The following is a 21181-nucleotide window of genomic DNA, read 5'->3' as shown; positions in this document are numbered from 1 at the left end:
GATCAGCCGGCCTGCGCGGCAGGCTCCGGTGTGCGGCCGGGCTCGGGCGCGTCCGTACGCGGCAGGAAACGGGCGACCAGGAGCTGGTAGAGCCCGGCGCCGATGACGCCGCCGACCAGAGGGCCGATGATCGGCACCCAGAAGTAGAGCCCACCGTACTGGTCGCGGAACGCCGAGCCGTACCCCGTGAAGAACGAGGCGAGGCGCGGGCCGAAGTCGCGGGCGGGGTTGATGGCGTAGCCGGCGTCGGTCCCCCACGCCATGCCGATCGCGACCACGAGCAGGCCGACGATGACCGGCGCGAGGTTGGCGAGCGGCGCGGAGTTGCGCTCGTCGGAGATCGCGAAGATCAGGAACAGCAGGATCGCCGTGCCGATGATCTGGTCGCGCAGCGCTCCCCATTGGGTGACCGGCAGCGTGCCGTTGCCGGGGAGGGTGGAGAAGACCCCCTGTGTCTTGATCGTGTGGCCGGGGTCGACCTTGGCCAGGACCTCGGCGTAGTTCCACCGGACGAGCAGCGCCGCCACGAAGGCGCCCGCGGTCTGCGCCAGCGCGTACGGCAGGACCTTCCGCCAGGAGAAGTCCTTGAAGACCGCGAGGGCGACCGTCACGGCCGGGTTGAGGTGGGCGCCGCTGATGCGGGCGGCGGTGTAGACCCCGAGGGTCACCCCCAGCCCCCACGCCCACGCGATGCTGTCGTGGTCGCCGATGCCGCCCGCCACCACCTGGGCGACCACTCCGACGCCGAACAGGATGAGGATCGCCGTGCCCGCGAACTCGGCCGCGAGCTCACCCGCAAGTGGATTGAGTAGCCGCCGGTCGCTTCGCCCTTCCGCCATGTGTCTCCTCCTTGACCGCGCCCGTCACATCCAGAAGTGCCCGTTGTGAGCACTGCCGGTCGTCCGGACGTTAAACGCCGCCCAAGGGAGCGTCAACGAAAGATCGTCGGCATTGTCGAACACTGGTCACATTCAGAACCGCGTACTACGCTCCCCGGGTATGACGCGAACAATCACATTTCGCGCGAACCTGTCCCATTACCGAAGATCTTTCAGCAGCTCAACGCACCTGCACCGGCGGGGTGTCGGCATTGTCGAACACCGGTCGACAGCGCTAGGATCCGGGGCGTGCCAGGTCCGGTCCAGTCCATCGAGCGCGCCGCCGCGATCCTGCGGCTGCTCGCCCAGGGATCGGGGCGGCTCGGCCTCACCGAGATCGCGAACTCCCTCGGACTGGCCCGCGGCACGGCGCACGGCATCCTGCGCACCCTCCAGCTCGTCGGCTTCGTCGAGCAGGACGAGGCGACGGGCAAGTACCAGCTCGGCGCGGCACTGCTGCACCTGGGAACCAGCTACCTCGACGTGAACGAACTCCGCTCCCGGGCGATCAACTGGGCCGACGCCCTGGCCGCGCGCAGCGGCGAGGCGGTGCGGATCGGCACCCACCTGCAGGGCAAGGTCCTGGTCGTCCACCATGTCTTCCGGCCCGACGACAGCCTGCAGACGCTCGACGTCGGCATGCTCCTGCCCATGCACGCCACGGCGATCGGCAAGGTGCTGCTCGCCTACGACGCCAACGCGGCCGCCGCGCTGCACGACGCCGTACAGGACGGGGAGCTGGAGCAGTTCACCCGCCGCACCGTGCGAACGCACAGGGAGATGTCGCGCGTGCTCACGACCGTGCGCGAGCACGGCTGGGCGTCGGACGTCGACGAGGCCGGCATGGGCGAGGCGGGGGTGGCCGCCCCGATCCGGGGGTACGGCGGTCTCGTGGTGGGCGCGATGGGCATCTCCGGCGCCACCGAGCGGATCTGCGATCCCGGCGGGCGCCCCCGCCCCGACCTGGTGGGCTATGTGCGCGACGCGGCGCGGGCTGTCTCCCGCGACCTCGGCGCTTCCCGCTGGTGACCCTCTCCACTCCCCACACCGCTTCCGCCGCCAGAAGGTAGGCCCGCCGTGACCCAGCGTTATGTGATGTCCATCGACCAAGGCACCACCTCGACCCGGTGCATTTTGTTCGACCAGCGCGGCCGGCTGGTCTCGGTGACGCAGCGGGAGCACAAGCAGCACTTCCCCCGTCCCGGATGGGTGGAGCACGACGCGGTCGAGATCTGGCGCAACCTGGAGCGGATCGGGCCGGAGGCGCTCGCCCAGGCGGGCATCGGGCCCGGCGAGGTCGCCGCCGTCGGCATCGCCAACCAGCGGGAGACGGCGGTGCTGTGGGACCGGCGCACGGGTGTCCCGGTCGCCCCCGCCGTCGTCTGGCAGGACACCCGGACCGACACGCTGGTCGACGAGCTGTCCCGCCGCCCCGACGCGCACGTGGTGCGCGAGCGCTGCGGCCTGCCCCTGGCCACGTACTTCTCCGCCCCCACCGTCCGCTGGCTGCTGGACAGCACCGACGGGCTGCGGGAACGCGCCGAGCGCGGCGACGTCCTGTTCGGCACGATGGAGAGCTGGCTCATCTGGAACCTCACCGGCGGGCCGGACGGGGGCGTCCACGTCACCGACGTCACCAACGCCAGCCGCACGCTGCTGATGAACCTGCGCGACCTCGACTGGGACCCGGTCCTGCTCGGCTTCTTCGGCATTCCCCGCGCGATGCTGCCGCAGATCCGCCCGTCCAGCGAGACGTACGGCACGGCACGGCGGGTGCTGCCCGGCGTGCGGATCTCCGCCGCGCTCGGCGACCAGCAGGCCGCGCTGTTCGGGCAGACCTGCTTCCACCGCGGCGAGGCCAAGTGCACCTACGGCACCGGCGCCTTCCTGCTGCTCAACACCGGAACCGAGCCGGTCGCCTCCACCCACGGCCTGCTCACGACGGTCGGCTACCAGATCGGCGACCAGCCCGCGGTGTACGCCCTGGAGGGCTCCATCGCGGTCACCGGCGCGCTCGTGCAGTGGTTCAGGGACCGGCTCGGGATCATCAGCACCGCCCCGGAGATCGAGACCCTGGCCCGCACGGTCGACGACAACGGCGGCTGCTACATCGTCCCGGCGTTCTCCGGGCTGTTCGCGCCCCACTGGCGCAGCGAGGCCCGCGGGGTCATCGTCGGGCTCACCTCGTACATCACCAAGGGCCATCTCGCCCGCGCCGTGCTGGAGGCCACAGGCTGGCAGACCCGCGAGGTGGTGGACGCCATGAACGCCGACGCGGGCATCGCCCTCACCACGCTCAAGGTCGACGGCGGCATGACGTCCGACAACCTGCTCATGCAGTTCATCGCCGACGTGCTGGACGTGCCGGTGGTCCGGCCCATGGTCGCGGAGACCGTCTCCCTCGGCGCGGCGTACGCCGCCGGGCTCGCCGTCGGCTACTGGCCCGACCTGGAGGGCCTGCGGCGCAACTGGCACCGCGCCGCCCAGTGGACGCCGGCGATGGACCCGCAACGGCGCGAGGACGAATACGACAACTGGCGGCGGGCGGTCGAGCGCGCCCTCGACTGGATCAAGCCCACCGCCGGCTGAGACGAGGCCGGCTCGCGGGCCGGCCGGATCCCGCTGCCGCCGCCTTCGCGCCCATCACGTCGGCCGCTACGAAGTCCTGGCCCCGCCGCCATTGTCTTCAGTTCTGTGACCGGATAATGTCATCCGGTCAAACAATTGGGATGGGGATATGACCAGGGTGGGACGGCCCCCGCAGGATCCGGTGCGCCAGGTGGAGCGGGCGCACCGGATCCTCGACGCCGCCGCCGAGCTGATCGGCCGCTGGGGCTACGACAAGACGACCATCGACGACGTCGCCAAGCAGGCCGGCGTCGCCAAGGGCACCATCTATCTGCACTGGAGGACGCGCGACGCGCTCTTCGCCGCGCTACTGCGCCGGGAGCGGGTGCGGATGCTCGAGGAGGTGCGGCGGAGCGCTCCCGCCACCCCGCGTGAACTGTTCGCCGGGATCGCCGCGGGCTTGCTGCGCCGGCCGCTGCTCAAGGCCGCCCTGGTCGGCGACTCTGAGGTGCTCGGCAAGCTCGTCAGGCAGAAGCGGCACGGCCCCGGCGCGGTGAACCCGGGCGAGGCGTTGGACGCCTACTACGCCGCGCTGATCCAGGTGGGCGCGGCCAGAGACCTGTCGGGCGACCACGTCCTGGTGATCGGCTCGATCATTTACGGGTTCCTCACCGTGCCGTGGATGCTCCCCGGCGGGCCTCCCCCGGAGGAGCGACTCGCCCCGCTGCTCGCCGACATGGTCGAGCGCGCCATCGGCACCGGACGGGCGCTGCCCGATGACGCCGTAGACGCCGTGGAACGGGCCACCCTCGACTATCTCGACTCGATGACGGACGTCGCCCGGCGCAAGCTGGCGGACTCCCTGAGCTCTCCGAGGAGCGTGTGACATGAAGGTCGTCATCCCCCTTGACGACACCGGTGCCGACCTCGCCACCGTGGGCGGGAAGGGCGCCTCGCTGGCCACCCTCGCACGGGCAGGGCTGCCCGTCCCCGGCGGCTTCCACATCACCACCGAGGCCTACCGGGCCTTCGTGGCGGACTTCCGCGAGGAGACGCTGGCCGCCGCCGCGGCGGGCGACGCCGAGCGGATCGCAGCCCTGTTCGCCGGGCGCGAGCTTCCCGAGCCGATCGCCGCGGAGATCCGCGCCGCTCATGCGGCACTGGGCGACGACGTCCCGGTGGCCGTGCGCTCGTCCGCCACCGCGGAGGACCTTCCCGGCATGTCGTTCGCCGGGCAGCAGGACACCTTCCTCAACGTCAGAGCCGATGGGCTGCTCGACGCGGTCAAGCGCTGCTGGGCCTCCCTCTGGAACTCCCGCGCCATCGCCTACCGGGAGCAGAACGGCGTGCCACACGACGACGTCGCCCTGGCGGTCGTGGTGCAGGAGCTCGTGGACGCCGACGCGGCGGGCGTCATGTTCACCGCCGACCCCGTCACCGGCGCCCGCGACTCGACTGTGATCAACGCGTCGTGGGGCCTGGGTGAGGCCGTGGTCGGCGGCCATGTCATCCCCGACACGGTCGTCGTCTCCGGGGCCGCGGTCGTCGAGGAGCGCACCGGCGACAAGACCGTCATGACCGTCCGCGCCCCCGGCGGCACCCGCGAGGAGCCGGTCCCCGAGGACATGCGCCGGGCTCCCGTCCTCTCCCGGGCGCAGGCCCTGGCGCTGGCCGAGCTGGGAGCGCGCGTCCAGGCGCTGTACGGCACGCCGATGGACGTGGAATGGGCCATGCGCGCGGGCACGTTCGCCCTCGTCCAGGCCCGCCCGATCACCGCTTCCGGGTCACGGGTGGAGGAGTGGAACGACAGCCTGAAGGGCGACTACCTGTGGACGTCCGGCAACCTCGGGGAGGCCATCCCCGACGTCATGACGCCCATCACCTGGTCGTTCGTCCGTCTGTTCATCAACGAGGCCATGTCGGCCTCCGCGCTGCCCGGCTTCGACCTGGTCGGCAACATCGGCGGCCGTTTCTACATGAACCTGAGCATCGCGGTCTCCGTCGCCCGGGCGTTGGGCATGGGGAGCAGGCTCGGTGCGATCGAGCAGGTCTTCGGCAAGCTGCCGCCGGGCCTGGACGTGCCGCCGCTCGGGATGTCCCGGTGGCAGATCATCACAACGGCGGTGCCCTTGGCCGTACGCCGCCAGCGCAAGGTCAAGGCGAGCCTCGGAGGCATGCGGGCCTTCCTGTCCACCTCCCTGGAGCGATGCGAGGAACTGCGCGCCGCGATCCGGTCCACCTCGTCGGCGCCGGAACTGGCCGGCCTGTGGTCGCGGGCCGTCGAGCCGCATTTCCGCACGGCCTGCCGCATGCTGGAGGCCGCGGGCCGGCAGGGTGGCGGCACGCTCGTCTTCACCCGCGGCAGGCTGCGCACGCTGGTGGGCGAGACCGACGCGGACGCCATCCTGACGGGCGCGGGCGGCGAGGGCGAGCTGGCCAGCCTCGGCCTGATTACGGGGCTGGGCCGGCTGGCATCCGGCGAGATCACCAGGGAGACCTTCGCCCGGCTCTACGGCCACCGCGGACCGCACGAGTTCGAGGTGGCCGTCCCGCGCCCCGGGGAGGACCCCGCCTGGATCGACGCCCAGCTCGCGGGGCTGCGGGACACACGGGCCGACGCGGACGTCCTGCTGGCCCGGCAGCGCAAGGCCAGGGAGGAGGCGTGGGCGCGCTTCGCCCGGCGCCACCCCCGCCGGGAGGCCGGGATGCGGGCCAGGGTCGAGCGCTGGGCCGGGGTGGTGCGCGACCGCGAGGCCACCCGGTCGGAGGTCATCCGCGCGTTCTGGGTGCTGCGGGCGTTCGTCCTGCGGGCCGGCGAGCTGACCGGTCACGGCGGTGACCTCTTCCACCTCTACCTGGACGAACTGCTCGACGTGCTCCGCGGCGACGCCACTCCCTTGCAGCGGGTGCCCGTCCGGCGGGCGACGTACGAGATGTACGCGGCGCTCCCGCCCTACCCGACGCTCATCGTGGGCCGGTTCGACCCGGTCCGCTGGGCGGCAGACCCCCGCAGGCGCGCCGACATCTACGATGCCCGCGGCGGCGTCCCCCCGGCCGTGGACACCGTGACCGGCTTCCCCGGCGCGCCGGGCGTGGTCGAGGGTGTCGCCAGGGTGATCGCCCGCCCCGAGGACGGCGATCGGCTCCGCCCCGGTGAGATCCTGGTCACCACGCTCACCAACGTGGGCTGGACGCCGCTGTTCCCGCGCGCGGCGGCCGTGGTCACCGACGTCGGGGCGCCTCTCTCGCACGCCTCCATCGTGGCCCGCGAGCTGGGCATCCCCGCCGTCGTGGGCACCGGCAACGCCACCATGCGGGTACGCGACGGCGACAGGATCAGAGTGGACGGCGCGAACGGCACGGTGGAACTGCTCGGCATTTGAAGCCGCTGACCGAACTCGGGGCCGCTACCGGCGATGCGGAACGGCGGGCATGGCCCACCACCCGCCGGTCGCGGCGGCGGCGACGCCCCGCCATCCGCGCGGAGCCGGAACGGCTCAGGAGGTCGGGCCGATGTCGGGCTCGGGTTCGGGCATCGCCGACTCGGTCCCGGTCGGCGGCGGCGTCTCCGCGGCCGGCGTCTCGATGTCGGACACGTCGCCGATCATCTCCTCCAGGCCCCCGTCGTCCGGTTCCGGCGTCAGCGGCTCGGGCGAGGCGCCCCGCGCGTCCTTCGCTCCTGATCTGTCCGCCACCACGTCCGCGTCTCCTCCCACGTGTCCTCGCTGCTGTCCGCCGGTCCCCCCGGCCTGCGGATCGCGCATGACCGCTCACCTGCCCCCGTCGTACGGCCTTCATTCATCCTCGCAAAGGCCTGTCATGCGTACGCCCCGGCCTCCCGGGGGTAGACGACAGGTGATCGGAGCGAGGAGTGGACGGGATGGACAGGCGTCGGCGTGAGCTGGTCGACCGGGACCTCGACGAGGCGGCGGCGGACCTCCTGGCGCACGACCCCCGGCTGCGCGGCCTGGACGTTCGGATCCGCTTCGACGGCGGGGTGGCGCACGTCGAGGGCGACGTGCCGTCCGCCGCCGAGCTCGCTGTGCTGCGCGAGCGTCTCGGCCGCCTGGCCGGGGTGCTGGCGGTGTGGGACCGGGTGCGGGTGGCCGGCGTCTCGCCCCGCGTCATCGATCTCGGCTGCGGCGGCACCAAGCAGCACCGCGACAACATCGGCATCGACCTGCGCCCCGGCCCGGTGGTCGACGTGCTGGCCGACCTGGCGTACGGAGTGCCGCTGGCGGACGAGGCGGTGGACCAGATCTTCGTGGTGCACGTGCTGGAACACCTGGCCGACTACCTGCCCCTGCTGCGCGAGTGCCACCGCGTGCTGCGGCCGGGCGGCGTGCTGCACGTCCTCGCGCCCTGGTGGCGGCACGTCAACGCGGTGGCCGACCCCACGCACGTCAGGCTGATCGACGTGCAGACGTTCAAGCACCTGTGCCGGCCCGACGACGCGGGCCGGTGCTGGTATCCGCTGCTGGTCACGCGCGACGAGTCCACGGTCTTCGCGGACCTCGTCCCGGCGAAGGACGGCCGGGAGCCCGCCTGCGAGCGGCGGCTGGCGCGTTTCTTCGACTGAGCGGTCCGCCGGGTCGCCGAAGGCGCCCACACCGCGGCAATCCACCCGCACTGGGGTAATTCGTCGCCCAAATCGTCATGGTGTTCGGGCTGACACTACGGGTAGTGGCGCATCGTGGGTAGGTGACGGAGGACCACGGGGGTGGGCAGATGGAGCAGGGCATCCCCCCTTCTCATGATCGTGGGCTCATGCGCGCGTTGACGGGCATGCTGGAGGACAGCCATCTGGTGGCGTTCGAGGACATCCCGTCGCTGGTCGACCGCCACAAACGCGATGCGGGCTTCGCGGAGGTCGGCATCTACCTGGCCGACCTGCAGCAGAGCGTGTTGCGCCGGTTGTACGGCCCCGGCGGGGATGACGCCCAGCCGGAGGAGTTGAAGATCGACACCACGCTCGCCGGGCTCGCCCTGCAGGAGGTGCGCACGCTGCGGAGCGTCACGGAGGGCGACGCCCCCGACCAGTGGTGGGTTCCCGTGCTGGACGGCACAGAGCGCCTCGGCGTGCTGCACATGACCCCCACGTCGGAGGGCGACGACATCGAGGAGCGCATGCGGCACATCGCGTCCCTCATCGCGCTGATCGTCGTCAGCAAGCGCTCGTTCAGCGACTGTCACGCGCGGCTGGTGCGCAGCCGGGAGATGAACGTGGCGGCCGAGATGCAGTGGAACCTCATGCCGCCGCTGACCTTCGCCACGCCGGCGGTGACCATCGGCGCCGTGCTGGAGCCGGCGTACGAGATCGGCGGCGACGCCTTCGACTACTCCACCTCCGGCTCCATGGCGCACGTGAGCGTCTTCGACGCGATGGGCCATGACGTGTCGGCCGGGCTGACCGCGAACCTCGCCGTGGCCGCCTGCCGCAACCACCGGCGGCAGGGCATGAGCCTGGCGCGTAACAGCGAGGCGATCGAGCGCGTACTGATCGAGGAGTTCGGCCGGGGCGACCGCTTCGTCACGGCGATCATCGGCGACCTCGACCTCTCCACCGGCCTGTTCACCTGGGTCAACCGCGGCCACCACGCGCCGGTGCTGATCCGCCACGGCCGCTGGACGTCCACCCTGGACTGCCCGCCCGCCCACCCGATGGGGCTCGACCTCGGCCTGCCCGTCGTTCCGTGCCACGAACAGCTGGAGCCCGGCGATCGGATCCTTCTCTACACCGACGGCATCACCGAGATGCGCAGCCCCGACAGCGGCGAGTTCGGCCTGGGCCGGTTCGTCGAGTTCATGATCAAGCAGAACGCCGCCGGACTGCCGGTGCCCGAGACGCTGCGCCGCCTGATCCGGACCGTGCTGGAGTATCACGACAACCGGCTGCACGACGACGCGAGCGTGCTGCTGGTCGAGTGGCACGGCAACGCGCACGAGAAGCTCAGCCCTTGACCCGCCCCGCGACGCTCTCCCGCGTGATTCGGGGCGGAAGGGCCGAACCCCCGTCCGCCGCCGGGGACGTGCTCGCGCGGTCCCCGGCGGCGGGTGTGAGTGGGGCTAGCCGTTCCAGGTCCACTTCTGGTTGGTGCCGCCGTGGCAGGAATACAGCTGGATCTTGGTGCCGTTGCCGGTGCCCTGCCCGGTGGCGTCCAGGCACAGCCCGGACTGGACGCCCTGGATGGAGCCGTCGGAGTTGACGCGCCACTTCTGGTTGTCGCCGCCCCAGCAGCTGTAGATCTGCACCTTGGCGCCGTTGCCGGTGCCGGCCGCGTCCAGGCACTTGTTGCCGTACACGCGGATCTCGCCCGCGGAGGTGGAGGACCAGGTCTGGTTGGTCTGGCCGTTGCAGTCCCACAGCTGCACCTGGGTGCCGTCGGCGGTGCTCGCACCGGGCACGTCCAGGCAGCGGCCGGAGGCCACGCCCTTGACCGGCCCGCTACCGCCACCCGTGGTGGGGGTGGTGGTCGGGCTGGGCGAGGGGGACGGCGTCGTGGTGGTGGTGCCGTCGAGGCCGAGGAAGGAGATGGCGTAGGCGAGTTGGCCGTTCATCGGCAGTTGGTGGCCGACGCCGGAGATGCTGATGCCTTCGACGGTGGCCTGGGTGGAGGTGTTGCCGTAGCGGGTGCGGGTCCAGGAGGACTGGGGGTGGTCGGTGAAGGCGGGGGTCTGGCTGAGCCCGTTGAGGTTGGTCCACTGTTTGATCTCTTCGCCGTAGTTGGGGTAGGCGAGTGTGGTGTCGGTGGTGCCGTGCCAGAGTTGGATGCGGGGGTAGCGGCCGGTGTAGCCGGGGTACATGGCGCGGGCCTGGTCGCCCCATTGCTGGGCGGTTTTGATGAGCTGGCCGCCGGAGCACTGGCTGTTCCACAGGGAGCCGTTGGTGGTGGCGAAGCAGCCGGCGGGTACGCCGGAGTAGGCCGAGGCGGCGGAGAACACGTCGGGGTATTGGGCGGCCAGGACGTTGGTCATCATCGCGCCGGAGGAAAAGCCGCTGACCACGATGCGGGAGGGGTCGACGTTGTAGCGCTGGCGGGTGTAGGCGACCATGGCCATGATGCCGGTGGAGTCGCTGCCTCCGTCGCGGCGTAGCGCGGCGGGGGTGGACACGTCGAAGCATTTCTCGCTGCGGGTGGCTTCGGGGAGCACGATGATGTAGCCGTAGCGGTCGGCGGCGGTGACGTAGTCGTGGCCGTTGCCGTTGAAGATCGCGCTGGCCGAGCCGCCGCAGTAGTGGACCAGGACCAGCAGGGCCGGGCGTGCGGCGACCCTGTCGGGCACGTAGAGGTACATGTTCAGGTTCGTGGGGTTGGTGCCGAAGCCGGTGACCCGGGTCAGCGAGGCCGCCGCGGCGGGCCGGATCCCCAGGAGCATGCCCGCAACCGCCAGAGGCAAGGCAGCGGCCGCCAGTAGGACTCTGAGCCTTCGTTTCACGCCATGTCCTTCCATCTTGAGATGACGCGCATGCCGCGCGCGCTCGGCCTCGCTCCGAGGCGGCACCGCAGGCTCCATGGCACTCGAGGTAGCGTTGTTAGCGCTAACATCGAACTGGACGAGTCGGCCATTCCTCTCCTCGCGCGACCGGCCGGTGGTGATGCGCCGGAGCAAATACGAAGCGGGGAGGTGTCGTCAAGAGGACCGGCGTCCGCGTTTCACGGCGCCGCACGGGCCGGACGTCGTTCATCTGGAGTTATCGACGACGGCGGCCCCGCTGTCGGCCTCGCCGTCGTGCTGAAACTTTCATCGACAAATGTCCTCGCACGGCTCGACAATTGCCATGTTTTCGGAGGCAGGAAGGCTCATGGGAACGCGTTTGACGCGCATTCGGCGAGCGCGGTGGCCGAAAGTTTCAGAAGAGTCTTGACACATTTCGGGGAGATTTCCAGACTGAGTCCCCGAGGCGGTCTCCCCCTGCCAGGTCGGTGGTGAAGTGGCGGGGGGTTGCCGTCCGCAACGCCCTCGTGGTGTGCATCCCCGTGATGGGACGCGGTGCCGATCCCGCGGATGTCCGCTTTCCGTTGTTCAGTTGTGGAGGCTCAGGCATGGATACGAACGCCACCCCCTTAGATCGGCTCCGGCGGCCAGGCCGCGGCCGGGTGCTGCTCGCCGGCGCCCTCGGCGTTCTCAGCGCGATCACCGCCGTGGCGGTGTCGGTTCCCGCCGACGCGGCGGCGAGCACGCTGGGCGCGGCGGCCGCGCAGAGCGGCCGTTACTTCGGCACCGCGATCAGCGCGAGCAAGCTGGGTGACTCGAACTACACGACGATCGCGAATCGTGAGTTCAACATGATCACGGCCGAGAACGAGATGAAGATCGACGCGACCGAGCCGAACCAGGGGCAGTTCAACTTCACCAACGCCGACCGGATCTACAACTGGGCGACGCAGAACGGCAAGCAGGTGCGCGGGCACACGCTGGCCTGGTACTCCCAGCAGCCGGGCTGGATGCAGTCCCTGTCGGGCAGCGCGCTGCGCCAGGCGATGATCAACCACATCAACGGGGTGATGGCCCACTACAAGGGCAAGATCCCCTACTGGGACGTGGTCAACGAGGCCTTCGACGACAGCACCGGCGGTCGGCGCGACTCCAACCTGCAGCGCACCGGCAACGACTGGATCGAGGTCGCCTTCCGCACCGCGCGAGCCGCCGACCCCGCGGCCAAGCTGTGCTACAACGACTACAACATCGACAACTGGACCTGGGCCAAGACCCAGGGCGTCTACAACATGGTCAAGGACTTCAAGCAGCGCGGCGTGCCGATCGACTGCGTGGGGCTGCAGGGCCACTTCAACAGCGGCAGCGCCTACAACAGCAACTACCGCACGACCATCTCCAGCTTCGCCGCCCTCGGGGTCGACGTGGCCATCACCGAGCTGGACGTCGAGGGCGCCTCGGCCACCACCTACGCCAACATCGTCAACGACTGCCTGGCGGTCTCCCGCTGCGTCGGCATCACCGTGTGGGGCGTACGCGACAGCGACTCCTGGCGCTCCAGCCAGACCCCGCTGCTGTTCGACGGCAACGGCAACAAGAAGGCCGCCTACACCTCGGTCCTCAACGCCCTCAACAACGCCTCACCCAACACCTCGCCCAGCCCCACCCCGCCGGTCAGCCCAAGCCCGACCCCACCGGTCAGCCCTAGCCCCAGCCCGACCCCGCCGGTCAGCCCGTCTCCCGGCACCTCGCCCCAGCCGGGCGGATGCAGCGCGACCATGCGTACGATCAACTCCTGGCCCGGCGGCTTCCAGTCCGAGGTCACGGTCAACGCCGGCAGCTCGGCACTCAACGGCTGGACCGTGAAGTGGACCTGGCCCGGCGGCCAGACCATCAGCAGCCTGTGGAACGGCACGCAGAGCGTGTCCGGCTCCTCCGTGACCGTCCGCAACGCCCCCTACAACGGCTCCGTCGCGGCCGGCTCGTCCACCACCCTCGGCTTCACCGCCAACGGAAGCGCGGCCACTCCGTCCGTCACCTGCAGCTGACCCCTGACCCCTGAAGAAACCGGATCCGGTTCGGACGCTGTCCGGCCGGGTCCGGTTTCGCGCTGTCCCACCCGCGCCTTCGGGGGTGGAGGAGCGGACGCCGGCGGCGGGATGATGGCCGTGATGGACGGGACACTGCTGCTGCTGGACGTCGACGGGGTGCTCAACCCAGTGCGACGTTCCTCGCCGCGCTTCCGCCGCTTCGAGTGCGTGGCGGAGGGCGAGTGGTTCCGCCTGCTGCTCGATCCCCGGCACGGCGCCAAGCTGACCGCGCTGCGCCGGGAGACCGGTGCGACGCTGACCTGGGCGACGACCTGGGGCGAACGCGCGAACACGGAGATCGGCCCCAGGATCGGGCTGCCTCCGCTGCCGGTGATCCCGATCGACGGCGACCCTCCCCGCCCGCCCGGTGTGAACCTCAAGACCTGGCACGTCGCCGAGTACGTCCGGGGCCGGCCGTTCGTGTGGTTCGACGACGACCTCGGCCCGGCCGATCTGGAGTTCCTGCACGGCCATCCGGGGGTCGGTGAGTTCCTGGTCGTGGCGGTCGACCCCAGGGACGGGCTCGGCGACGCCCACCTGGACGCGGCCCGCCGATGGCTGACCGCGCGGAGGCGGCAAGCCGCCAGGTAGGACATGGTGGGGTCACAGGTGAGCGAGGGGCGGATTCTCAGGGATTTCCCCGGAAGCCCCGGTAGTCTCGCGGGCCATGACATGGCAGCGGAGGATCAACGGCGCACTCGTCAAGTTCACGGGAGTCCAGCTCACCCGAGTCCCGCCCGCCGCCCAGTCGTCGCCCGCGAGCCCGGCCCCTCCTGCGGCGCCGGAGGAGCTCGTGCGTCCTCCCGCCGACCCTCGCGCCGACCGCCTTCTGGTCGCGCCGGTGTTCATCATGTCCCCGGTGCGCTCGGGCTCCACCCTGCTGCGGTCGATCCTGAACGCCCACCCCGAACTGCACGCCCCGCACGAGATGCACGTCAGGCGGCTGACCGTGGGATTCGGCACGCCGCTGGCCCGCAAGGCCATGGATGCGCTCGGCCACAACCAGGCGGACCTGGAGCACATGCTGTGGGATCGGGTGCTCCACCGCGAACTGGTGCGGAGCGGCAAGCGGACCATCGTGGACAAGACCCCTGCCAACGCCTTCGCGTACGCCCGGATCGCCGCCTGCTGGCCCGACGCCCGATACATCTTCCTGCTGCGCCACCCCGCTTCCATCGCCGCCTCCTGGTACGAGGCCGATCCCGTCAAGCGCACCAGGGAGGAGGCCGCCTCCGACGCGCTGCGTTACATGAAGGCGGTGCAGCGGGCGAGGAAGGCGCTCACCGGGCTGACCGTGCGGTATGAGGATCTGACCGCCGAGCCGGAGAAGACGACCCGGGCCATCTGCGAATTCCTCGAAGTGGAGTGGGAGCCCGGCATGCTGGCGTACGGCGAGCAGAAGGTGGTGCAGAAGGGCCTGGGCGACTGGAGCGACAAGATCCGGTCGGGCACGGTGCAGCCGGGACGCGACCTGCCCGGGCCGGACGAGATACCCGACCTGCTCAAACCGATCTGCCGCAGCTGGGGCTACCTCCCCAAGGAGGAGGGCCGATGAGGATCCGTTACATGCTCCTGCACGCCTACGGCATGGGCGGCACGATCCGCACCGTGGTCAACCAGGCGAACGCGATGGCGGCGCTCGGCCACGAGGTGGAGGTCGTCAGCGTGGTGCGCCGCCGCGATGAGCCGCAGTTCCAGCTCCATCCCGACGTCGCGCTCACCACGCTGGTGGACCAGCGGACCGGCGTACGGGCCGACACCCTCGGCCGGCGCGTGTGGCGGAGACTGCGCGGCAAGATCGTGCCGCACGGCGAGTTCGCCGCGGGCTACTTCACCGAGCGGGTCGAGAAGGCCGTCATCGACTACGTGGCCTCGATCGACGACGGGATCCTCGTCACCACGCGCCCGGCGCTCAACCTCATCTCCGCGCGCCGTGCCTCCAAGAACGTCGTGCGGGTGGCGCAGGAGCACATGAACCTCGGCACCTATCCCGGCCCGCTGCGCGAGGAGATCATCCGGCACTACGGCGCGTTCGACGCGGTCGCCGTGCTGACCCCCAGCGACCGGCGCGAGTACGAGCAGGTGCTGCCAGACACGAGGATCGTCCGGATCCCGAACGCGGTGCACTCGGTGAACCAGGCGCCGTCGCGGCAGGAGCATCCGGTCGTGGTCGCCGCCGGACGCCTGGTCAAGCAGAAGGGCTTCGACCTGCTGCTGCCGGCGTTCGCCCAGGTGGTGAAGGAACATCCGGAGTGGCGCCTGCGCGTCTTCGGCACCGGCCCGAAAAAGGCGGCTCTGCGGGCGCTGATCAAAGAGCACGGCCTGTCCGCGCACGTGACGTTGATGGGCCGGACCAACCGGCTCGACGACGAGCTCGCCCGGGCCTCCATCTACGCGCTGAGCAGCCGGTTCGAGGGCCTGCCGATGGTCATGATCGAGGCGATGACCCACGCGTTGCCGATCGTGGCCTTCGACTGCCCGACCGGACCCGGCGACGTGCTCACCGACGGGACCGACGGCGTCCTGGTCCCCTCGGGGGACGTGGACGCCCTCGCCGCGGCCGTCAACCGGCTCATCGCCGACCGCGACCTGCGACTGCGCATGGGCGCCGCCGCCGCGGTCACCGCCGGGGAGTACGCGCCGCAGAACGTCATGCCGCTGTGGGAGAACCTGTTCACCGAACTCCTGCTGGCCAAGACGGGCAGCGACGCGCGGGCGCGGCGCTGACCCGGCCGCACGCGTACGCGGCCCCGGCCGGTCCGCCTCGCGCAAAGGCGGGAAGGGCCCTTGACCGGCGGTAACGCCGGTCAAGGGCCCTTCCGTCTGTTCGGCCTGCGTCAGCCGTCGTTGTCCGACGACGGGATGTAGGCGCCCGGCACCTGGTCCGGCGCGTAGATCTCGCCGTCACCCGGGTAGGGCTTCTTGTAGTCGTGCGCCTCGTACCACGAGAAGCGGTTCATCTGCTCCGGGTTCCCGGAGTCGGCCCTGGCGGCGGGCCCGTTGAACGCCTGGTGCGACTTCCAGGCGCCCCACTTCTTCGCGATCTCCTGCTTGTCCGCGGGCACCTTCGCCGACGGCGCCGCCGCCGCGGCCGGGTTCTGCGGCGCCGGGGTGTCCGCACCACAGGACGGCAGGGTGGAGCCCGACAGGCCCAGCGTCAGCGACGTGCGGTTCGGCAGGGCGGTGAACGGCGTGTAGTCGGGCTTGTTGGTGAAAGCCGCCGCCATCGGGGTGGCGGCGCTGTCCTTCTGGTTCATCGGCTGGATGCCGAGGATCTGCTCGATGGTGCGGATCATGGTGATCTGCGTGTAGTAGCGGCTGTCCACGGTGCCGTGCTTGGCCCAGGGGCTGATGATCTGGATCGGAGCACGGTGGCCGTCGACGTGGTCGGTGCCGGCCTGGGAGTCGTCCTCGACGACGAAGATCGCCGAGTCCTTCCAGTACTTGCTGTGCGAGATCTTGTCGACGATCTTGCCGACGGCCAGGTCGTTGTCGGCGACCTGGCCGGCGCCGTTCACCGGACCGCCGGTGTGGTCGCTGGACAGCCAGAACATGTTCAGGTTGGCCGGCCCGTTGGCGTCGAAGTCACGCTTCCAGATCTCGTACCGATAGATGTCCGGGACGCTGGTGTCGAACTTCGGGAAGCCGTGCACCGACACGTCGTTGAGCGACGGGATCGGCGAGGACGAGTTCAGGGTGTAGGCGGTGTTCGCCCCGGTGGCTTCCATGTTCTTGGTGTCGCAGTACAGGTTCTGCCACGTCGCGCCCGAGGGCTTGGTGAGGAACTGGTGGAACTCACCGAAGTTCCGCACGGTCTTGCCCGCGGCCTGCGCACCGCTCCAGATGAAGCCGGTCCGCTGGTGACCGAGGGCGTCGTCCTCGGTGTCGTAGCTGCGCAGGTACTGACCGGCCGAGGACTCGGTGTACTCCGGGTTGTCGGCCTGCATCAGCCAGTTGTGACCCTCGGCGGAGTTGGTGCCGATGTCGTAGGTGTTGTCGTACAGGCCGAACTGGCGCGCCAGCGCGTGCTGGTTCGGCGTCACGTTCTCGCCGTACTGGGCCAGCGACGGGTCGCCGTTGCCCTCCGGAATGTCACCGAGGACCTGGTCGTAGGTCCGGTTCTCCTTGACGATCAGGAAGACGTGCTTGATCGTCGAGGGGTCGCCGAGACGCTTCGGGACCGGCTCGGCCTTCTGCTTGTTGCCGTGGGCGATCTTGACGTCGTTCTTGCCCCAGCCGTTCTGCTCGAAGACCGTGGCCGTGGACTTGGCGATCTCCTTGTCGTCCGGCAGCGTGAACCGCTGCAGGCTCGACGTCGTGTCATGGGTGCCGTGCCCGGCGGCGGTGGTGGGGCGGCGGGCGTCGATACCACGGGTGTTGGAGATCAGCACCTGGTCGCCGACCGTGGTGATCTCCGCCGGGAAGTAGTCGGTCGGGAGCAGGCCGACGTAGCTGACCGGCTCCTGCGGGCTCGTGTACCGGTAGACGGCGACCGCGTTGGCGCGGCCGAGCGTCACCAGCAGGTGACCGTCGTCGGTGAGCGTCACGGCGTCGGGCTCGTAGCCGACGGAGGACTGCGGCCACGGCTGGGTGGCGATGGTCTGGACGACCTTGTCGGCGGCGGTGTCGATGACCGACACGTCGTTGGTGGCGGTGTTGGTGACGAACAGCGCGCCGTTCTTGACGTACAGGCTGGTCGGGTGCAGGCCGACGTCGATGCTCGAGGGGACGGCGGACGGGTTCGCCAGGTCGATGACGCTGACCGTGCCGGTGGTGGTGGCGCCGGTCTTCGGGTCGGCCGGCACCTGGGTGCCGTAGGAGTTGATCGTCGTCTCGCCGGGCTTGGCCGGACGGCCGCCCTCGTTGCTGACGTAGAGCTTGGTGCCGACCATGACCATGTCACGCGGGGCGTTGCCCACGGCCCAGCTCTGCTGGATGGCCCCGGTCGCCGCGTCCATGGCGACTACCCGGTTCTGACCGTTGACGGCGACGTACACGGTCTTGCCGTCGGCGGAGAACACCGGCTCACCCACCAGCGCGCGCTTCGAGCCCTGCGCGGCGATGGCGATGTTGACCGGGGCGGCGAGGGAGCCGTCCGGGTTCACGGTGAACCTGGTGAAGCCGTCGGCCCGGCCCAGCCACAGCTGCGAACCGTCGGGCGAGTACGTGGGGCCTTCCTGGCCCACAAGGTTGTCGGTGATGCGCAGGTTCGCCGCGGCGTTGTTGCCGACGACCTGCTGCACCTTCCAGTTCTTCAGGTCGACGATGACGAGCGCCATGCCGCCGTCGGTGACGGAGGCGGCGAGGTGCGTGCCGTCCGGGCTGAGCGAGGACGACATGATCTTGCCGTTGTCGATGACGAGACGCTCGCCGATCGGGTTGATGTACTGGTCACTCGACACGACCAGGCCCTTGTCGGTGGTCTGGCCGACTTGCTGGGTGCCGAATACGTCGGTGGACGCGTAGGCGATGCCGCCGCCGGTGACGACGAGAGCGGCGGTGGCGGCCGCGAGGAGGCGGGTCCGCCTGCCGGTGCGTCCGCTGAGGAGTCCGGTAGGGACCTTGGCGACGCGCTGGCGCGTGACGTGCATGAATCATTCCTTCGGGGTGCTTGCGAGCAGGTCGACGTTCCCGTCGAACTGCCAGAGGGGGTTGGGTGCGTCCCCGGCCGGGGTGCGCACCTGGAAGTAGCCGTTCACCTCCTTGGGTCCGTCTCCGTCGGCGACGTACCGCCCGTCCGCGGTGACGTCGAGCTGGTAGATGGCGGAGCCGACGGCGCTCGCGCCCGGCAGGTGCCAGGACACGACGCACCGCCAGTCGTTGCCCGGTCCCCGGTCGAGGACCCGGGAGCCGCCCTTGTCGCAGGACGCGGACGCCCCCAGCTGCGCCTCGGTGACGTCGGGGCGATGGAGCTCCCGCGTCTGCAGCCGATAGAGATGGGCGTACGCCGTGGCGAGCGAGTCCTGCAGCTTCCCCTTCTCGATCCCCGAGCCCGTGGCCGGGGTCGCGACGGCGATCACGCCCACGGTGAGGACGACCAGTGCGGCCAGCGGCAGGACCGCCGCCACGACGACCCGCCGGCCCGACCCGTCGTACGCGAGGTCGGTGAAGTCGCGGCGCAGGAACAGCCGGTAGGCCAGCGCGGTGGCGGCGACCGCCCAGACCACGCTCACCGCGATACCGATGAGGAGGGGGCCGGTCTGCGCCGGGCTGGTGAAGAGCCCGCGCCAGGCGATGAAGGCGCTGTTCGGCAGGGCCGTACGCACCGACACCGGCAGCGGGAGCAGCTGTGCGAGCTGCAGCACCAGGGCGAGCAGCGCGGGCATCAGCAGCCCCATCGGTGAGCGGCCCAGGGCCACCGAGCCGAGGAGCCCGACGGCGGCGAACGCCACCGTCGGCGCCAGCACGCACACCCAGGCGAGCAGAACCGTGGCGGCGGCGTCCGCCGGGGCGAGGAGATGGCCGTCCAGGCCGGCGAGCGGCCGGTTGCCGACCGCGGCCAGGCCGCCGATGACGCCCGACGCGGCCAGCCCCGCCACCAGCAGCAGGAGCACGGTCAGGCTGGCGAGGCCCTTCGTCACGAAGATCCGCCTCGGTGAGCGGACCGCCACGAGGAGGTGGCGCCAGGTGCCCAGCCGATCCTCGGCCGCGAAGACGTCGCCGGCGACCAGCGCCGTCAGCAGCGGAAGCGCCCAGCTGCACGAGAAGTCGAGTACGACCAGCGCCCCCGCCCAGCCGGTCGCGTTCATCCAGCGGCCGAAGACCGTGTCGGCGGGGAGCGAGCTCTGCAGGCTCACCGCGGCCACGAAGGCCGCCGGAGCGATCCAGCAGGCGAGCAGCAGCAGGCGGATGCGCCACTGGGAGAGCAGCTTGGCCAGCTCGAACCGGTAGCCGGGCAGCACGGGCGCCGGCCGGACGCCGACCGGGGGTTGGGTGACGGTTGCGGTCATCGCAGGTTCTCCTGATCGGTCTGCGCCTCCTGGCCGCTCCGCTCCTGCTGGCCGGTCCGCTCCTCCTCGGTCTGCGCAGGGGCGATGCCTGCCCCGGTCAGGGCGAGGAACGCGGCCTCGAGCGGCGTCACCACGGGCGCCAGCTCCCGGAGCGCCACGCCGGCCCGCACCAGCCGTACGACCAGCTCGTCGACGGCCGGCACGGGCCCGCGCACCACGAGTGCGTCGGCGTCGAGTCGTTGGGCGGGGTCGCGGCCGGGCACGACGCGGAGCCCGGGCGTCTCCGACGCCAGCCGGTGGGCGGCCGCGGGGTCGGAGGTGAGCAGCCGGTAGTCGAGCTCGCCGCTCTCGGCGGCGAGCTTGCTCACCGGCCCGGAGAAGACGACCCGTCCGGTGGCGAGGATGGTCACCTCGGAGCACAGCGCGGCGAGGTCGTCCATGCGATGGCTGGACAGGACCACGGCGGCCCCGTCCGCGGCGAGTCCGGCGATGACGCGGTGCACGTGGTGCTTGCCCGCGGGGTCAAGGCCGTTGGCCGGCTCGTCGAGGACGAGCAGTCGCGGCTTGGTGAGCAGCGCCGCGGCCAGCCCGAGCCGCTGGCGCATCCCCAGCGAGAAGCCCCGGACCCGGTCCTCGGCCACGTCGGAGAGCCCGACCTGCTCCAGCGCGTCGTCGACGCCGGTGGCGCCCCCGGCGTCGTACCGGCCCAGCGAGGCCAGGGCCGCGAGGTTCTGCCGCGCGGTGAGCGAGGGATAGAGCCCGGGCCCGTCGACGAAGCCCGCGACGCCGCCGGGGACGGCGAGCGTCCGCCCGACCGGCGTACCCAGGATCTCGAGGCGGCCGCCGTCCGCGACCGCCAAGCCCAGCAGCAGGCCGAGGAGCGTCGTCTTGCCCGCGCCGTTCGGGCCGACCAGGCCGTGGACCTGCCCGTACGCCACATCGAGGTCGACGCCGTCGAGTGCGGCCACATCGCCGAAGGACTTCGTGATCCCGCGAGCCCGGACTGCCGGGCTCCTGTTTTCGTCGACTTTTCCCATCCGTGTCCTTCCTCGGCAGCCGGCACTCGATCGCAGGTTCGTTGATCGGTACGGCAGCGAGAAAGTTAGACCCACTAAGGACGCTGGACGGTGTGCACCATGACAACACTGGGTTTACGCCGAGTAAACAAAGATCGTGACAGGCGGGAGACTTGGCCCGTGCGGTTAAAGATGTCTCCAGGCCACGTTCACCTGATGGTGGATTTTCGACCGTAATATCC

General features: G+C 70.7%; 16 protein-coding genes. 10 read left to right on the top strand and 6 right to left on the bottom strand.

Features of this window, described 5'->3' with window-relative positions:
- Window positions 1–2 precede the first annotated feature (2 nt).
- A complete protein-coding gene (locus ACIBK1_RS14755) occupies window positions 3–839 on the bottom strand; it encodes an MIP/aquaporin family protein (protein WP_396735118.1) in 837 nt (278 codons plus the stop codon).
- Between the two features lie 288 nt (window positions 840–1127).
- Here ACIBK1_RS14755 and ACIBK1_RS14750 point away from each other — a divergent pair, with 288 nt between their 5' ends.
- The 4 genes from ACIBK1_RS14750 to ACIBK1_RS14735 all read left to right on the top strand — a co-directional run bounded on the left by ACIBK1_RS14750 (window position 1128) and on the right by ACIBK1_RS14735 (window position 6829).
- Window positions 1128–1907, top strand: a complete 780-nt coding sequence (locus tag ACIBK1_RS14750; protein ID WP_030511832.1) for an IclR family transcriptional regulator — start codon at window positions 1128–1130, stop codon at window positions 1905–1907.
- Between the two features lie 48 nt (window positions 1908–1955).
- Window positions 1956–3467 carry a glycerol kinase GlpK gene (gene glpK / locus ACIBK1_RS14745; protein ID WP_030511831.1) on the top strand — a complete coding sequence of 504 codons (1512 nt, stop codon included), beginning with the start codon at window positions 1956–1958 and terminating at the stop codon, window positions 3465–3467.
- A gap of 148 nt (window positions 3468–3615) precedes the next feature.
- Complete coding sequence (locus ACIBK1_RS14740; protein ID WP_051762638.1) at window positions 3616–4332, top strand: TetR/AcrR family transcriptional regulator; 717 nt, start codon at window positions 3616–3618, stop codon at window positions 4330–4332.
- A gap of 1 nt (window position 4333) precedes the next feature.
- Window positions 4334–6829 carry a PEP/pyruvate-binding domain-containing protein gene (locus tag ACIBK1_RS14735; protein WP_396735116.1) on the top strand — a complete coding sequence of 832 codons (2496 nt, stop codon included), beginning with the start codon at window positions 4334–4336 and terminating at the stop codon, window positions 6827–6829.
- Window positions 6830–6943: 114 nt separating this feature from the next.
- Here the strand turns inward: ACIBK1_RS14735 and ACIBK1_RS14730 are convergent, their stop codons facing one another.
- Window positions 6944–7210 (bottom strand): hypothetical protein, encoded by a 267-nt coding sequence (locus tag ACIBK1_RS14730; protein ID WP_143734690.1) that lies wholly within the window; start codon window positions 7208–7210, stop codon window positions 6944–6946.
- 116 nt (window positions 7211–7326) lie between these two features.
- Here ACIBK1_RS14730 and ACIBK1_RS14725 point away from each other — a divergent pair, with 116 nt between their 5' ends.
- Together ACIBK1_RS14725 and ACIBK1_RS14720 are read left to right on the top strand one after the other, a co-directional pair.
- Window positions 7327–8025, top strand: a complete 699-nt coding sequence (locus ACIBK1_RS14725) for a methyltransferase domain-containing protein (RefSeq protein WP_030511827.1) — start codon at window positions 7327–7329, stop codon at window positions 8023–8025.
- Window positions 8026–8213: 188 nt separating this feature from the next.
- Window positions 8214–9407 (top strand): PP2C family protein-serine/threonine phosphatase, encoded by a 1194-nt coding sequence (locus ACIBK1_RS14720; protein ID WP_396735113.1) that lies wholly within the window; start codon window positions 8214–8216, stop codon window positions 9405–9407.
- Window positions 9408–9512: 105 nt separating this feature from the next.
- On the opposite strand, the gene ACIBK1_RS14715 is transcribed toward ACIBK1_RS14720, so the two are convergent.
- Window positions 9513–10823 carry an extracellular catalytic domain type 1 short-chain-length polyhydroxyalkanoate depolymerase gene (locus ACIBK1_RS14715; protein ID WP_396735110.1) on the bottom strand — a complete coding sequence of 437 codons (1311 nt, stop codon included), beginning with the start codon at window positions 10821–10823 and terminating at the stop codon, window positions 9513–9515.
- Between the two features lie 668 nt (window positions 10824–11491).
- On the opposite strand from ACIBK1_RS14715, the gene ACIBK1_RS14710 reads away from it, so the two are divergent.
- The 4 genes from ACIBK1_RS14710 to ACIBK1_RS14695 all read left to right on the top strand — a co-directional run bounded on the left by ACIBK1_RS14710 (window position 11492) and on the right by ACIBK1_RS14695 (window position 15700).
- A complete protein-coding gene (locus ACIBK1_RS14710; RefSeq protein ID WP_396735107.1) occupies window positions 11492–12931 on the top strand; it encodes an endo-1,4-beta-xylanase in 1440 nt (479 codons plus the stop codon).
- Window positions 12932–13054: 123 nt separating this feature from the next.
- Window positions 13055–13564 (top strand): HAD domain-containing protein, encoded by a 510-nt coding sequence (locus ACIBK1_RS14705; RefSeq protein ID WP_143734400.1) that lies wholly within the window; start codon window positions 13055–13057, stop codon window positions 13562–13564.
- Window positions 13565–13640: 76 nt separating this feature from the next.
- Window positions 13641–14528 carry a sulfotransferase family protein gene (locus ACIBK1_RS14700; protein WP_030506929.1) on the top strand — a complete coding sequence of 296 codons (888 nt, stop codon included), beginning with the start codon at window positions 13641–13643 and terminating at the stop codon, window positions 14526–14528.
- Entirely contained in the window at window positions 14525–15700 is a 1176-nt protein-coding gene (locus ACIBK1_RS14695) for a glycosyltransferase family 4 protein (RefSeq protein WP_030506930.1), read from the top strand. The genes ACIBK1_RS14700 and ACIBK1_RS14695 overlap by 4 nt, the downstream gene beginning before the upstream one ends.
- Before the next feature lie 110 nt (window positions 15701–15810).
- Here ACIBK1_RS14695 and ACIBK1_RS14690 read toward each other — a convergent pair whose 3' ends face one another.
- The 3 genes from ACIBK1_RS14690 to ACIBK1_RS14680 are packed head-to-tail and all read right to left on the bottom strand — an operon-like array spanning window position 15811 to window position 20960.
- On the bottom strand, window positions 15811–18564 hold the full coding sequence (locus ACIBK1_RS14690) for a bifunctional YncE family protein/alkaline phosphatase family protein (RefSeq protein WP_387073000.1): 2754 nt from the start codon (window positions 18562–18564) through the stop codon (window positions 15811–15813).
- Window positions 18565–18567: 3 nt separating this feature from the next.
- Entirely contained in the window at window positions 18568–19923 is a 1356-nt protein-coding gene (locus tag ACIBK1_RS14685; RefSeq protein ID WP_396735102.1) for an ABC transporter permease, read from the bottom strand.
- Window positions 19920–20960, bottom strand: a complete 1041-nt coding sequence (locus tag ACIBK1_RS14680) for an ABC transporter ATP-binding protein (protein WP_396735099.1) — start codon at window positions 20958–20960, stop codon at window positions 19920–19922. Before ACIBK1_RS14680 ends, ACIBK1_RS14685 begins: the two co-directional genes overlap by 4 nt.
- Between the last annotated feature and the right edge of the window lie 221 nt (window positions 20961–21181).

This window comes from Microbispora rosea, from assembly GCF_044460045.1.
Classification (GTDB): domain Bacteria; phylum Actinomycetota; class Actinomycetes; order Streptosporangiales; family Streptosporangiaceae; genus Microbispora; species Microbispora rosea.
This window is presented reverse-complemented; position numbering and strand designations above follow the sequence as displayed.